The organism is Micromonospora sp. BS32 (genome assembly GCF_059089345.1).
The window spans coordinates 1-13,470 of sequence record NZ_JBSSHR010000004.1 but is presented as its reverse complement, the minus strand read 5'-3'; the positions used below and the strand labels follow the sequence as shown (position 1 = coordinate 13,470).

Genomic DNA, 13,470 nt, shown 5'->3' with positions numbered 1-13,470 from the left:
CGACCGTACGGTGATGACCGATCCCGCTGCCGCCGACCTGTGTCCGGCGCCGGTCAGGTGTTGTTGGCCAGCGCGATCAGCCGGGTCCGGTCGCCGTTCCAGTAGTTGCGGTCGACGTTGCCGCTGATCCCGGAGACGCTGCCGGTGCTGGTGTACTGCCAGAAGCTCCAGACCGAGGCGCCGGCCGGCAGGGTGCCCGGGGTGCTCGACCAGCGGGCCAGCCAGAGCGGGTGGTTGGCCCACGGGCTGGTCCAGCTGCCGGTGCACTGGTTCCACCAGCTGGTGGTGGTGTAGATGACCGCGTACCGGCCGGTGCGGGACCGGTAGGTGTTCAGGAAGTCCTGGATCCAGCTGCGCATGCCGGACGTGGTGAGGCCGTAGCAGTAGCCACCGCTGTACGGGTTGGCCTCGATGTCGAGCGCCGCGGGCAGCGTACGGCTGTCGGCCGACCAGGCCCCGCCGTTGCTGGCCAGGTAGCCGGCCTGGGTGGCCCCGGAGGAGATGTTCGGCCGGGCGAAGTGGTACGCCCCGCGGATCACCCCGGCGTAGTAGGCGTTGACGTAGTTGGTGTTGAAGTTGGCGTCCTTGTAGCTCGTACCTTCGGTGGCCTTGATGAAGGCGAACTGGATGCCCGCGTTGCGGACGCTGGTCCAGTTGATGGTGCCCTGGTAGCGGGAGACGTCGATGCCGGGAGTGGTGGCCGCGGCCGCCGGTGCGGCGGTGACGACGAGGGCCGCCGCCGCGGTGGCGGCGACGGTGAGGCCGGCGGCGAGCAGCCGGCGCAGCGAGAATCTGGTACGGGTCATGGATGCCTCCGAGGACGCCGATCGATTGACGCCAATCCTTGGAGGTAGTTGCCCTTGATCGCAAGAGGGGTCAAGGAAATTTTCATCGACGGCCACCGTTCCGACGGATGGCTGGTCGGTTCCGGTCAGCGCAGCGTTGCGGGGTCTAGCTGCCAGCGGATCGGCTCGGTGATGGCCAGGACCTCGCCGGCCTTCGCCACCCGGTCCTCGACGTAGTGCCCGCCCTCAAGCCGGTACAGCCGCAGTGAATGGCTGTCGCCGTCCTGCTCGACCAGTAGATACCACGGGATGCGCGCGATCGCGTAGAGCTGCATCTTGATCACCCGGTCGGCTGCGGCGTTGCCCGGAGACACGATCTCACCGATGAGAAACACCTGGCCTGCGTCGAGAAACGTCCCGTCGTCATCGGCGTCGGTGACGACGAGGTCCGGAACGACGATCCGGTCCACACCGAGGCGAACGTTGACCGCATCAAACACCGAGAGTCCCTGCGGCTCTGCTACTGCCTCGATGCTGTTCGCCAGTCGCCGCGCCACCCGCTGGTGCCGTCGACTCGGGGCAGGGCTCACGAGCAGGCTCCCGTCGAGCAGTTCGATCCGGTTCGGGGTCTCGCCCATGGCGAGGTAGTCGGCCTCGGTCCAGAGGCCGACGTGGTGTTCCAGGGGAGCCGCGCTCACCGGCGTCCACCTCCCGCTCCGATCGCCACCCGGTCAGTCTCACACGATACGAGCCCGCGCCCGGGCGGCGACACCGCTTCGGCCGGTAGGCTCCCCGCCCATGGTGTCGATCGACGGCCTCGGTGGCCTCTGGGACAAGCTCTTCAGCGCACAACCCGACCCACCGCCCCTGCTGGTGCTGCTCACCGCCGTCGTCGCGCTGGCGGTGGTCGCCACCCGACTGCCCTGGCGGGTCGCCCGCAACGCCGTCACCATCGCGCACGAGGGCGGGCACGCCCTGGTGGCGCTGCTCACCGGGCGCCGGCTGCACGGGGTCCGGCTGCACTCGGACACCTCCGGCCTCACCCTCTCCGCCGGTCGCCCCACCGGTCCCGGCATGATCCTCACCCTGCTCGCCGGGTACGTCGCGCCGTCGTTGGTGGGCCTCGCCGGCGCCTGGCTGCTCGGCGGCAACCGGATCACCCTGCTGCTCTGGGTCGCCGTGGCGCTGCTGCTGGCCATGCTGGTGATGATCCGCAACGTCTTCGGCGTCGTCTCGCTGCTGGTCACCGGGGGAGTGGTGCTCGCCGTCTCCTGGTACGCCTCACCGCAGGTGCAGGCAGCGTTCGCCTGGACCGGCGTCTGGTTCCTGCTGTTCGGCGGCGTACGGCCGGTCTTCGAGCTGCAACGGCTGCGCTCCCGGGGCCGGATGCCCCAGTCCGACGCCGACCAGTTGGCCCGGCTGACGCCCTTCCCCGCGTTCTTCTGGGTGACCCTCTTCGGCCTGGTCAACCTGCTCGCCCTGGCTGTCGGCGCGGCCCTGCTCGCCGGCCCGATCCTCACCGACGCCGGCCTGACCCTCTGACGCCTCTAGCCGGACGGGGCGGTGTCGCTCAGCCCAGCCGCTACTCTCGCCGGGCATGGACGAGCTGACCGCCCGCAACCGCGCCGCGTACGACCGGATCGCCGGTGACTTCGCCGCCCGCAACGCCGCCGTGCCGCCGCCCTATCTCGCGCTCGCCGACGACTTCCGCCAGCGCTGCGCGGGGCCGATGCTGGATCTGGGCTGCGGCGTCGGCCGGGATCTGGCCTTCTGGGCGGATCGGGGCGTGGCCGTGGTGGGGCTGGACCTGTCCCTGGGCATGCTCGACCACGCCCGTACCACCACCACCGCCCCGCTGGTGCAGGCGGACATGTTGCGTCTGCCCTTCGCCGACGTCGAGTTCGGCGGCGTCTGGTGTTCGGCGTCGCTGCTACATCTGCCCAAGGCGCTCGCCCCGTTGGCGCTGGCCGAGATGCGGCGGGTGCTCCGGCGGGCGGGGTGCTGCTGGTCTCGTTGCAGGAGGGCGCCGGGGAGACCTGGGACAGCTGGCCGGGCGAGGACGTCGACCGGTTCTTCGCCCGCTACGACGCCGACGGGTCGACGGCGCTGCTCGCGGGCGCCGGTTTCACCCCGCTGCGGCTGGAGCGGGGCGTCTCGCCGGTCGGGCAGCGCTGGCTGGTCCATCTCGCCGCGCTGGCCGTACCGGCAGAATGAGCCGGTGCGATATCTGATCATCGGGGCGGGCGCGGTCGGGGGCACCATCGGCGTACGGCTGGGGGAGGCCGGCCACGACGTGACGCTGGTGGCCCGCGGCGCGCACCTGGACGCGATCCGGCGGCGCGGTCTCACCCTGCGCCGGCCCGAGGCCGAGGCAACCTGGCGCGGGGAGGCCCTGGACGGCCCGGGTGAGCGGCCACTGCCGGCCGACACCGTCCTCGTGCTCACGGTGAAGTCTCAGGACACCGCAGCGGCGCTCGACGCCTGGGCCGACGCCCCGGTCGCCGGCGGCGGTACGGCGGGGGAGCGGCTACCGCTGTTCACCGCGCAGAACGGCGTGGCCAACGAGCCGGCCGCGCTGCGACTCTTCGCCGATGTGCACGGCGTCTGCGTCTGGCTGCCCGCCACCCACCTCGAACCGGGCGTGATCGTCGCCAACGGGCACCCGTACCCGGGGATGCTGCATCTCGGCCGGTATCCGTCCGGGGTGGACGCCACCGACCGCGCGGTCGCCGCCGACCTGGCCGCCGCCGGCTTCGTCGCGCGGGTGCGCGAGGACGTGATGCGCTGGAAGTACGGCAAGCTCCTGGCCAACCTCGGCAACGGTCTTCAGGCGCTGCTCGGCCCGGACGTCCCGGACGACCTGCGGGAGCGGGTCCGGGCCGAGGGTGAGGGGGCCCTCGCCGCGGCCGGGATCGCGCACACCAGCCGCGCGGAGGAGGCGGCCGAGCGGGGTGACCGGGTGGGTCTGCGCCCGGTCGCCGGCCAGCCGCGCAGCGGCAGCTCCACCTGGCAGAGCCTGGCCCGGGGCACCGGCTCCACGGAGGCCGACCACCTCAACGGGGAGATCGTCCTGCTCGGCCGGCGGCACGGTGTGCCGACCCCGGCCAATCTCGCCGTCCAGCAGGCGGTACGACGCGCGGTGCGGGAACGGATCCCGGCCGGCGACTTTCCCGCCGACGAGCTGATCAAAGTGATCGGCTGATCGGGCAACCGCGCCGCACCCGCCAGGCGTGTCACCTGCGATCGACCACGGGGAGGCTACAGGTGCCGGACGTCGACGGGTTCGACGAGTTCTACCGGGGCAGCCGGCAACGACTGCTCGGCTACGTCTACGTGCTGACCGGCGACCTGGCGGAAGCCCAGGACGCGGTGCAGGAGGCGTACATCCGGGCGTGGCAGCGCTGGTCGACGGTGGGCGGGTACGACGACCCGGAGGCGTGGGTACGCGTGGTGGCCAGTCGGATCGCGGTCAGCCGGTGGCGCCACCTGCGCAGCCGCGCCCGGGCCTACCTGCGGCACGGGGCGCAGGAGAGCGTGCCCGGCCCCGGCACCGACACCGTCGAGGTGGTCGCCGCCCTGCGCCGGCTGCCCGAGGAACAGCGCGTCGCGCTCGCCCTGTACTACCTGCTCGGCATGCCCGTCGCCGAGGTCGCCCGGCAGACCGAGGCCCCCGTCGGCACGGTCAAGGCCCGGCTCTCCCGGGGGCGCGCCGCGCTCGCCGGACTGCTCGCCGCCGCTGACCTGGAGGAGGCCCGATGAGCGAGGATCTGAGCTTCGTCGACCGGGTGCACCGGGACCTGGGTGGGGTCCGCTGGCCTGAACCGGCCGAGATCCGCGGCCGGGCCCGACGGCGCAGCCGACGTACGGCGGTGCTGGCTGCGGCCGCCGTGCTCGTCGTGCTGTCCGGCTCCACGTACGCGTTGGCCGGGCGGCCGGTGGAGCCCGCGCCGCAGCCGATGGCGTCCGCGCCGCAGCCGCTCGCGCCGGTCACCCGGGCGGAGATTCCCCGGGAGGCGCTGTTGCAGCAGGCGGACCTGGCGACAAAGGTCGATCTCGAACTCAGCGAGTCCGGTCTGGGTGGGACGGTCGATGTCATGGACCCGCTGGACCGGTGCGCGCGGGAGCGCCTTCCGGGCCTGACCGGCGAGGAGGCGCGGGCGTCGCGTTCGCAGACACTGCTGCGGCAGCGGGCCGGCGGCGGGGAGCATCCGCTCAGCGACATCCTCGTCGCACAGGACCTCTACCGGGTCACCCCACAGTTCGCCGGCAGCTTCTTCGCGGACCTGGACCGGCGGATCGCCGCATGCGCCGAATGGCGTGAGGTGCGGCCGGGCGAGCGGCAGGGCAGACCGATCACGACCGAGACGACGCACCGCTTCCAGACGCCCAGCCGGAACTTCGCCGGCGACGAGTCCGTACTGCTGCACCACACTGCCCGGGCGGGGGATGGGATCGTCGGCCCGGAAGCCGCTGACCCACCGAAACCGGACACCCTGGCGGTGGTCCGGGTCGGTGACCTGGTGACGGTGCTCATGCCGGGCCGGTCCACCACTGAGCAGGAGCTGCTTCGACTCGGTGCGGCTGCCGCACGCCGGATGTGTGCGGGCGCCAACCCGCCCTGCTGAACTGCTCGACCGGCGAGATCCGCGCGTCGCCGGAGTAGCCGGTACGGGAGACGGCGACCCCGGCGACACGCGGATCCCACAGCGCCGCTCAGAGCGGGATGTTGCCGTGCTTCTTCGGCGGCAGCGTCTCCCGCTTGGTGCGCAGCACCCGCAGCGCCCGGACGATCTGGGTCCGGGTCTCGTGCGGCGGGATGACGCTGTCGACGTACCCGCGCTCGGCGGCGATGTACGGGTTGGCCAGGGTGTCCTCGTACTCGGCGATCTTCTCGGCCCGGACGGCGGCCGGGTCCTCGGCGTTCGCCAGCTCCGAGCGGTAGAGGATGTTCACCGCGCCCTGCGCGCCCATCACCGCGATCTGCGCGGTCGGCCAGGCGAAGTTCAGGTCCGCGCCGAGGTGCTTGGAGCCCATCACGTCGTACGCGCCGCCGTAGGCCTTGCGGGTGATCACGGTGACCTTCGGGACGGTGGCCTCGGCGTACGCGTAGATGAGCTTCGCGCCGCGACGGATGATGCCGTCCCACTCCTGGCCGGTGCCGGGCAGGAAGCCGGGCACGTCCACGAAGGTCAGCACCGGGATGTTGAAGGCGTCGCAGGTCCGCACGAAACGGGCGGCCTTCTCCGAGGCGGCGATGTCGAGCGTGCCGGCGAAGTGCATCGGCTGGTTGGCGACCACGCCGACCGGGCGTCCCTCGACCCGGCCGTAGCCGATCAGCAGGTTCTGCGCGTAGAGCGGCTGGACCTCCAGGAACTCGCCGTCGTCGAGGACGTGCTCGATCACCCGGTGCATGTCGTACGGCTGGTTGGCCGAGTCGGGGATCAGCGTGTCCAGCTCCCGATCTTCCTCGGAGATGTCGAGGTCGGCGGGGGCCTCGTAGACGACCGGCTCGTCGAGGTTGTTCGACGGCAGGTACGACAGCAGCGCCTTGACGTAGTCGATCGCGTCGGACTCGTCGGTGGCCAGGTAGTGCGCGTTGCCGCTGCGCGAGTTGTGGGTGCGGGCGCCGCCCAGCTCCTCCATCGCCACGTCCTCGCCGGTGACCGTCTTGATGACGTCCGGGCCGGTGATGAACATGTGCGAGGTCTGGTCGACCATCACGGTGAAGTCGGTGACCGCCGGGGAGTAGACCGCGCCGCCCGCGCACGGGCCCATGATCAGGGAGATCTGCGGGATGACGCCGCTGGCCCGGACGTTGCGGAAGAAGATCTCGCCGTAGAGGCCGAGCGAGGCGACGCCCTCCTGGATGCGGGCGCCGCCGGAGTCGTTGATCCCGACGACCGGGCAGCCGATCTTCATGGCCAGGTCCATCACCTTGACGATCTTCTCGCCGAAGACCTCGCCGAGGGAGCCGCCGAAGACTGTGAAGTCCTGGGCGAAGACGCAGACCTGCCGGCCGTCCACGGTGCCGTAGCCGGTCACCACGCCGTCGCCGTACGGCCGGTTCTTCTCCAGCCCGAAGGCCGTCGACCGGTGGCGGGCCAGCTCGTCCAGTTCGACGAAGGAGCCCTCGTCGAGCAGCAGCTCGATCCGCTCGCGTGCGGTCTTCTTGCCCCTCGCGTGCTGCTTCTCGACCGCGCGCGCCGACCCGGCGTGCACCGCCCCGTCGACCCGTCGCTCCAGGTCCGCCAGCTTGCCCGCAGTGCTGTGGATGTTGATCCCGGTCTCGGTAGTCACCCAGGGAATATAACGATGGTTCAGGACTCCGCCGCTGTGCAGTACGCCTCAGTGCCGCCCGTAGGCTGTCGTAATGCCGGGCTCGCCGTACACCGATCTGGACCGCCCGCCGCTGTCGGCGGCGCGGCTGAGCCGCGCGTTGACCGCGCCGCTGGGCCCGTGGCGCCGGCTGGACCTGCGGGTCGAGACCGGCTCGACCAACGCCGACGCGGTGGCGGCCGCCCGCGCCGGCGAGCCGGAGGGCCTGGTGGTGGTCGCCGAGCGGCAGACCGCCGGCCGGGGCCGGCGCGGCCGGGTCTGGCAGTCGCCGGCCCGCGCGGGCATCGCGACCAGCGTCCTGCTCCGGCCGGGCGAGGCCGACGCCGCGCGCGGCTGGCCGCCGGCCCCCGCCACCGGGTACGGCTGGCTGCCGCTGCTCGCCGGCGTCGCGCTGGTCGAGGTGGTGACCCGGCTGGCCGAGTTGGAGGCCGGTCTGAAGTGGCCCAACGACCTGCTGGTCGGCGAGGCCAAGTGCGCCGGCATCCTCGCCGAGGCGGTGCCGGGGACATCACCGGCGCAGCCGCCCGCGATCGTGCTCGGCGTCGGCCTCAACGTCACGTTGCGCGCTGACGAGCTGCCGGAGAACCCGACCGGGCTGCCGGCCACCTCGCTGCAACTGGCGGGCGCCACCGCCACCGACCGGGACCCCCTGCTGCGGGCCCTGCTCCGCTCGCTCGCCGACTGGTACGACCGCTGGCGCGTCGCGGGCGGGGACGCGCAGGCCTGCGGGCTGCGCGAGGCGTACCTGGACTCCTGCGACACGATCGGCCGGCGGGTCCGGGTGCTGCTGCCCGACGGCGCGGAGCTGACCGGCCTGGCCACCGAGGTGGACGCCGACGGCCGGCTGGTGGTCGACACGTCCGCCGGGGAGCGGCGGGTGGCCGCCGGGGACGTTCTGCACCTGCGCTGATCTTCGGCGCGGCGGGCGGTTCGGGCGCCGGGGGCGATGGAAGCCGCGCGGCTGATCCGTCCGGTCGCCGGTACCGGTTACGGTCAGCGCGTCCGGTTCTGGCGATGGAGGTTCCCGTGGCGTTCCCCGAAGACGTGCTCACCGAGGACGAGCACGTCGTCCTGCACCTGCACCCGCACTGGAAGGCGCTGCTGCGGCCGATCCTGGTGGTGCTCCTCGGCGTCGCTGCCGTGGTGGCGGGCTGGCTCCTCCTGCCGGAGGGCGACGGCGCCACGATCGCGCCGTACGTGATCGCCGGCCTGGCCCTGGTGCTGGCGTTCTGGCTGGCGCTGTGGCCGTTCCTGGTCTGGCGCACCACCCACTACCTGTTCACCAACGAGCGGGTGCTGCTCCAGGAGGGCGTCTTCTCCCGGCACCGCCGGGACCTGCCGCTGGCCCGGATCAACGACCACTCGATGAGCCAGCGCTTCCTGGAGCGGCTGCTCGGCTGCGGCACCCTCACCATCGAGTCGGCCGGCGAGCGCGGCCAGTCGGTGCTGCGCGACGTCCCGCGGGTCGACCGGGTGCAGACCACCCTCTACGAGCTGGTCGAGGCGCAGCACGACAAGCACACCCTGGGCGACGGCGAGATGCGCGAGATCCTCGCGGACATGCGCGACGGCAAGCCGCTGCGCGACTCCACCAGCTGATTTCCCCCGTATCCACGACGTGGCGGTGTCCGAGAGGTTCGGACACCGCCACGTCGGCGTCGTGCGTGGGGACGGGCCCCGGGTGGGTCAGCTGCGGGGACGGCGCGTGCCGGCGTGCAGCTCGGCCGCCAGTTCCGCGTCCAGGTCCGCGCCGATGGTGCCGCCCAGGCCCGCGTCCAGCGGGGCCGGACGGCTCCTGGGCTGCGTGAAGGCCTGCCCGGCGGTGGCGCCGTCGCGCTGGCCCGGCTGCTCCTGGGCCTCCTCCAGTTCGCTGACCGACTCGGCCAGCTCGGCCACCGGGTCCATCTCGGCCATGGTGTCCCACTCGTCCCGCTGAATGGTGTGCCAGTTCTCCTCGGCGTGCTGCGGGACCGGCTGGAAGACGAAGGTCCGGTATGACCAGAACCGGAACAGCGTGCCGAGCACGACGCCGCCGGTCTTCGCCACGTTCAATGCCAGCAGGCTGTTCACGCCCAGGCCGTACTTGGCGGCGGCGAGGACGCCGAGTTCAATCAGCAGGCCGGCCCCGTTGAAGAGGAAAAAGAGGGCGTATTCGCGCCTCAGGGCCGATTTCGGTCGATCACGGTATGTCCAGTGCCGATTCATCAGATACGACGTGATCGTCGCCACGGTGGTGGCGATGACCGTCGCCTTCAGTTGACCGTCGACAAAGACCGTGAGTGCGAGCGCATTGAACACCGCGTAATTGATCGCGGTGTTGATGCCCCCGACGATGCCGAATTTGAGCGCCTCGTGGATGAACTTCTGCCAGCGCTCGGGCAGCAGACGGACAAGACGCATGCGGAACACCTTAGGGCAGTAGACGGGCCAGCCGGGGCCGGCGGGACTGGATGGGCGGCAGGTCACGCCCCGGACGCCCGGTCGGGGGCCGCCTCCGGAACACCGGGGGTTCCCGTATCCACGAAGACGAACCGTCGGTACGACCAGAATCGGAACAGCGTCCCCAGCCCTGTGCCGATGATGAAGCTGGCGATGTTGTCGGCCAGCGGGGTCTGGAAGACCTCCGGCCAGATGCTGCCCAGGCCGTACCGGCTGATCGCCAGGCAGGCCACCGCGATGCCCAGGCCCACCGCGTTGAAGAGAAAGAAGAGCGCGTACTCGCGGGCCGGGTTGGAGCGCTGGCGGTGCCGCCACGTCCAGAACCGGTTGCCGAGGAAGGCGACGCTCGCCGCGATGACGGTGGAGATCGTCTTCGCGGTCACCTGCTCGATCCCCCGGACCGTCGTCAGGTAGTTGAAGAGCGCGAAGTCGATGAGGAAGGCGATGCCACCCACCGTGGCGAACTTGCTCAGCTCGCGGATGAGGTGACCGAAACGGTCCAGCAGTGCGCGGACCAGACCCGGGCGGGTCGGCGGGGAGCTCGGTTGGTCCCCGGTCATCGTCGCGGCCACCCGCCGAGCGTACCGGTTGAGGGCACGCCGGAAGGGGAGCAATGACCCAGCGGCCCGGAGGTCGTGGGCACGCCGCGCTCGCGGCGGGCCGACCCGGGTGTCGGGAGGCTCCCGGTGGTGAGCAGATCGTAACCCTTCGTGGATGGTTCGCGGATGCGCCGACGGAATCGGGGCACCCGACACCCGACGTCCGGTTCCGCTGTTCCGCATCGTCCGATCTCCCGCTCCGCGACAGTTCCTCGAAGGATTTGCGTGAAACTGCGCGCGAAAGCGGGTATCAGCTCGTGATGCCGCAGCCGGGCCGTACCTTGTGCAGTTCTTCACAACCAGTCCCACTGACTCGCGGCTCGGCCCGGTTTACGCTGAGCCCAATCCCAAGGTTTCCACGAAGGCGACGCGGCCCGCGCCCGCCAAAACTCGTGCATCCCATAGATCGGTCAGCGTCGACCACAAGGAGATGTGTCATGGTTGCTCCGGCTACTGTGCGGGGTATCGATCAGGCCCCGACGACCCACCCCAAGCTGCTCGCCTGGGTCAGAGAAGTCGCGGAACTGACCACCCCTGACCGGGTGGTCTGGGTGGACGGGTCCGATGAGGAGTGGCGGCGCCTCACCGACGAGCTGGTGGAGAACGGCACGCTGGTCCGGCTGAACCCGGAGAAGAAGCCCAACTCGTTCTACGCGCGCACCGACCCGACGGACGTCGCCCGGGTCGAGGAGCGCACCTTCATCTGCTCCGTCGACGAGGCGGACGCCGGCCCCACCAACAACTGGATGGCGCCGGCCGAGATGAAGCGGACGATGACCGAGCTGTACCGCGGCAGCATGCGCGGACGCACCATGTACGTCATCCCCTTCTGCATGGGCCCGGTAGAGGCCGAGAACCCCATGTTCGGCGTCGAGATCACCGACAGCCCGTACGTGGTCGCCTCGATGCGCATCATGACCCGGATGGGCGCCAAGGTCCTCGAGGCGATGGGCGACGACGCCGACTTCGTGCACGCGCTGCACTCGATCGGCGCCCCGCTCGCCCCCGGCCAGCAGGACGTGGCCTGGCCGTGCAACGAGACCAAGTACATCTCGCACTTCCCGGAGAGCCGGGAGATCTGGTCCTTCGGCTCCGGCTACGGCGGCAACTCGCTGCTCGGCAAGAAGTGCTACTCGCTGCGGATCGCCAGCGTGATGGGGCGCGACGAGGGCTGGCTCGCCGAGCACATGCTGATCCTCAAGATCACCTCGCCGGAGGGCAAGGTCTACCACGTCGCCGGCGCGTTCCCGTCCGCCTGCGGCAAGACCAACCTCGCCATGCTGGAGCCGACCATCCCGGGCTGGAAGGTCGAGACCATCGGCGACGACATCGCCTGGATGCGCTTCGGGGAGGACGGCCGCCTCTACGCGGTGAACCCGGAGTACGGCCTCTTCGGCGTCGCGCCCGGCACCGACTGGAAGACCAACGCCAACGCCATGCGGACGCTGGACCGCGGCAACTCCATCTTCACCAACGTGGCCCTCACCGACGACGGCGACATCTGGTGGGAGGGCATGGGCGAGCCGCCGGCGCACCTGATCGACTGGAAGGGCAACGACTGGACGCCGGAGAGCGGCGAGCTCTCCTCCCACGCGAACAGCCGGTTCTGCACCCCGATCACCCAGTGCCCGATCCTCGCCGAGGACTACTACAACCCGAACGGCGTGCCGATCGACGCGATCCTCTTCGGCGGTCGTCGGCGGGACACCATCCCGCTGGTCACCGAGGCCCGCGACTGGGTGCACGGCGTCTACATGGGCGCGACGCTCTCCTCGGAGACCACCGCCGCCGCGTCCGGCGCGGTCGGTGTGGTCCGCCGCGACCCGATGGCCATGCTGCCGTTCATCGGCTACCACGCCGGCGACTACTTCCGGCACTGGATCGAGATGGGCAAGGGCGTCGACGGCGACGAGGCCAAGCTGCCCAAGATCTACTACGTGAACTGGTTCCGCAAGGACGCCGAGGGCAACTTCCTCTGGCCGGGCTTCGGCGAGAACTCCCGGGTGCTCAAGTGGGTCATCGAGCGCATCGAGGGTCGGGGCGACGCCATCGAGACCCCGATCGGCATGGTGCCGGCGCAGGACGCGCTGGACGTCGAGGGCCTGGACATGACCCCGGAGGACGTCCGGATCGCGCTCAAGGTGGACCCGGAGGAGTGGCGCAAGGAGCTCCCGCTGGTCACCGAGTGGTTCGAGAAGTTCGGCGACAAGCTGCCTGGCGTGCTCTGGGCCGAGCTGGACGCGCTGCGGGCCCGCCTCGACGCGGAGCAGCCGCAGAAGCAGGTGTGACGGACGCCCGCGCAGGGCAACAACGGATCCCATGAGGACGGCCGCCGAGACTGAGGTCCGGCGGCCGTCCGCCGTCCGGGCGCTGACCACCCTGCTCGCCGTGACCGCGGCGGCCACCGTCGTGGTCGAGCTGCTCAACTGGTGGTACGCCCCGGAGCAGGGCTTCGGCCTGGCGGTACGCACCGGCTGGGCGATGCTGCGCTCGCTCGGCTTCCTGGTGCTCATCGGGCACGTCAACCGCGGTCGTACGGTGGCGAGGCCGTTCGGGTTGATCCTCGCCGTCACCACCGTCTTCGCCGTCGGCCGGCTGGTGGTGCCCCGGCAGGGCGTGCCGCCGCTGCCCGGTCTGCTCGGCTTCGCGCTGCTCACTGCCCTCTGCGTCAGCGTGGTCGCGCTGCTCTACCGCTCGGACGCGGTCGGCGGGCACCTGGTCCGGCACCGCAAGGGCCTGGTCGTCGAGGGCGGAACGATCACCTGGCGGGAGGTCGCCCCGAAGCGGCCGCCGGTCACCGGCTGGCTGCTGACCAGCCGGGTCGCCGCGTTCACGTACAGCCCGCTGATGCTGGTGCCCGCGCTGATCGCCGGGGGCGCCGTCCTCGACGGGCGGCTGGCCGCGGTGCCGGCGGTGCTGCTCTGGTTCCTGGCCGGCATCGTGGCCAGCTACGCGGTGCTCTTCTGCACCGCCTTCCTCATGCGCGGCCGGCGCTGGGCCCGCCGGCTGCTGGTCGGCATCACCCTCGCCGTGCTCGCCGTCGACCTGCCGCTCTGCTGGTGGCTGCTCGGCGTCGACGGCCTGGTCCGCGACGGCGCCCCACTCCTGGCCGCAGCCCTGCTCGCCCTCTACGGCCTCTGGCGCGCCGCCCGAGCCGAATCCAGCCCACCCTGACCCCCTCACCTCCCACCTCCCCCTCCCACCCCCGCCCTCCTCGCCGTTGATCAAGGTGTTTGGGCACCCGAACCGGCCCGATCCAGGCACAAACTCCTTGATCAACGGGGTGATGGGTGGGTGGGGGCGGGCAGGAT

General features: G+C 71.3%; 15 protein-coding genes and 1 pseudogene. 10 read left to right on the top strand and 6 right to left on the bottom strand.

Annotated elements, in window-relative coordinates; translation table 11 throughout:
• Positions 1-53: 53 nt before the first annotated feature.
• Complete coding sequence (locus tag AC5RWQ_RS07665) at positions 54-806, bottom strand: GH25 family lysozyme (RefSeq protein ID WP_334485065.1); 753 nt, start codon at positions 804-806, stop codon at positions 54-56.
• A gap of 125 nt (positions 807-931) precedes the next feature.
• Positions 932-1,483 carry a Uma2 family endonuclease gene (locus AC5RWQ_RS07660; RefSeq protein WP_494282047.1) on the bottom strand — a complete coding sequence of 184 codons (552 nt, stop codon included), beginning with the start codon at positions 1,481-1,483 and terminating at the stop codon, positions 932-934.
• A 100-nt stretch (positions 1,484-1,583) separates the two neighbouring features.
• Between AC5RWQ_RS07660 and AC5RWQ_RS07655 the strand changes: the two genes are divergently transcribed.
• Positions 1,584-2,327, top strand: a complete 744-nt coding sequence (locus AC5RWQ_RS07655) for a M50 family metallopeptidase (RefSeq protein ID WP_494282046.1) — start codon at positions 1,584-1,586, stop codon at positions 2,325-2,327.
• 40 nt (positions 2,328-2,367) lie between these two features.
• On the opposite strand, the gene AC5RWQ_RS07650 is transcribed toward AC5RWQ_RS07655, so the two are convergent.
• Positions 2,368-2,616 (bottom strand): hypothetical protein, encoded by a 249-nt coding sequence (locus tag AC5RWQ_RS07650; protein ID WP_494282391.1) that lies wholly within the window; start codon positions 2,614-2,616, stop codon positions 2,368-2,370.
• On the opposite strand from AC5RWQ_RS07650, the pseudogene AC5RWQ_RS07645 reads away from it, so the two are divergent.
• From AC5RWQ_RS07645 to AC5RWQ_RS07625, 5 genes and pseudogenes are all read left to right on the top strand, one after another.
• Positions 2,515-2,730: pseudogene (locus AC5RWQ_RS07645) on the top strand (class I SAM-dependent methyltransferase); the annotation flags it as partial. The gene AC5RWQ_RS07650 and the pseudogene AC5RWQ_RS07645 overlap by 102 nt on opposite strands.
• Before the next feature lie 53 nt (positions 2,731-2,783).
• The gene (locus AC5RWQ_RS07640; RefSeq protein ID WP_494282390.1) at positions 2,784-2,999 is read left to right on the top strand and encodes a hypothetical protein; all 216 of its coding nucleotides are present in this window, start codon (positions 2,784-2,786) and stop codon (positions 2,997-2,999) included.
• A gap of 4 nt (positions 3,000-3,003) precedes the next feature.
• Positions 3,004-3,987 carry a ketopantoate reductase family protein gene (locus tag AC5RWQ_RS07635; protein WP_494282374.1) on the top strand — a complete coding sequence of 328 codons (984 nt, stop codon included), beginning with the start codon at positions 3,004-3,006 and terminating at the stop codon, positions 3,985-3,987.
• Between the two features lie 62 nt (positions 3,988-4,049).
• The gene (locus tag AC5RWQ_RS07630; protein ID WP_334485085.1) at positions 4,050-4,544 is read left to right on the top strand and encodes a SigE family RNA polymerase sigma factor; all 495 of its coding nucleotides are present in this window, start codon (positions 4,050-4,052) and stop codon (positions 4,542-4,544) included.
• Positions 4,541-5,410 carry a hypothetical protein gene (locus AC5RWQ_RS07625; protein ID WP_494282045.1) on the top strand — a complete coding sequence of 290 codons (870 nt, stop codon included), beginning with the start codon at positions 4,541-4,543 and terminating at the stop codon, positions 5,408-5,410. The genes AC5RWQ_RS07630 and AC5RWQ_RS07625 overlap by 4 nt, the downstream gene beginning before the upstream one ends.
• A gap of 88 nt (positions 5,411-5,498) precedes the next feature.
• On the opposite strand, the gene AC5RWQ_RS07620 is transcribed toward AC5RWQ_RS07625, so the two are convergent.
• The gene (locus AC5RWQ_RS07620) at positions 5,499-7,082 is read right to left on the bottom strand and encodes an acyl-CoA carboxylase subunit beta (protein WP_494282044.1); all 1,584 of its coding nucleotides are present in this window, start codon (positions 7,080-7,082) and stop codon (positions 5,499-5,501) included.
• 73 nt (positions 7,083-7,155) lie between these two features.
• On the opposite strand from AC5RWQ_RS07620, the gene AC5RWQ_RS07615 reads away from it, so the two are divergent.
• Both AC5RWQ_RS07615 and AC5RWQ_RS07610 read left to right on the top strand, forming a co-directional pair.
• Positions 7,156-8,031, top strand: coding sequence for a biotin--[acetyl-CoA-carboxylase] ligase (locus tag AC5RWQ_RS07615; RefSeq protein WP_494282043.1), 876 nt, complete (start codon positions 7,156-7,158; stop codon positions 8,029-8,031).
• Between the two features lie 116 nt (positions 8,032-8,147).
• The gene (locus AC5RWQ_RS07610) at positions 8,148-8,720 is read left to right on the top strand and encodes a PH domain-containing protein (RefSeq protein ID WP_494282042.1); all 573 of its coding nucleotides are present in this window, start codon (positions 8,148-8,150) and stop codon (positions 8,718-8,720) included.
• 87 nt (positions 8,721-8,807) lie between these two features.
• Here AC5RWQ_RS07610 and AC5RWQ_RS07605 read toward each other — a convergent pair whose 3' ends face one another.
• Both AC5RWQ_RS07605 and AC5RWQ_RS07600 read right to left on the bottom strand, forming a co-directional pair.
• Positions 8,808-9,521 (bottom strand): GtrA family protein, encoded by a 714-nt coding sequence (locus AC5RWQ_RS07605; protein ID WP_494282041.1) that lies wholly within the window; start codon positions 9,519-9,521, stop codon positions 8,808-8,810.
• A 62-nt stretch (positions 9,522-9,583) separates the two neighbouring features.
• Positions 9,584-10,120, bottom strand: coding sequence for a GtrA family protein (locus AC5RWQ_RS07600; RefSeq protein WP_494282373.1), 537 nt, complete (start codon positions 10,118-10,120; stop codon positions 9,584-9,586).
• Positions 10,121-10,596: 476 nt separating this feature from the next.
• Here AC5RWQ_RS07600 and AC5RWQ_RS07595 point away from each other — a divergent pair, with 476 nt between their 5' ends.
• Positions 10,597-12,447 (top strand): phosphoenolpyruvate carboxykinase (GTP), encoded by a 1,851-nt coding sequence (locus tag AC5RWQ_RS07595; RefSeq protein WP_494282040.1) that lies wholly within the window; start codon positions 10,597-10,599, stop codon positions 12,445-12,447.
• A gap of 31 nt (positions 12,448-12,478) precedes the next feature.
• Entirely contained in the window at positions 12,479-13,333 is an 855-nt protein-coding gene (locus tag AC5RWQ_RS07590; protein ID WP_494282039.1) for a hypothetical protein, read from the top strand.
• The last annotated feature ends 137 nt before the right edge of the window (positions 13,334-13,470 follow it).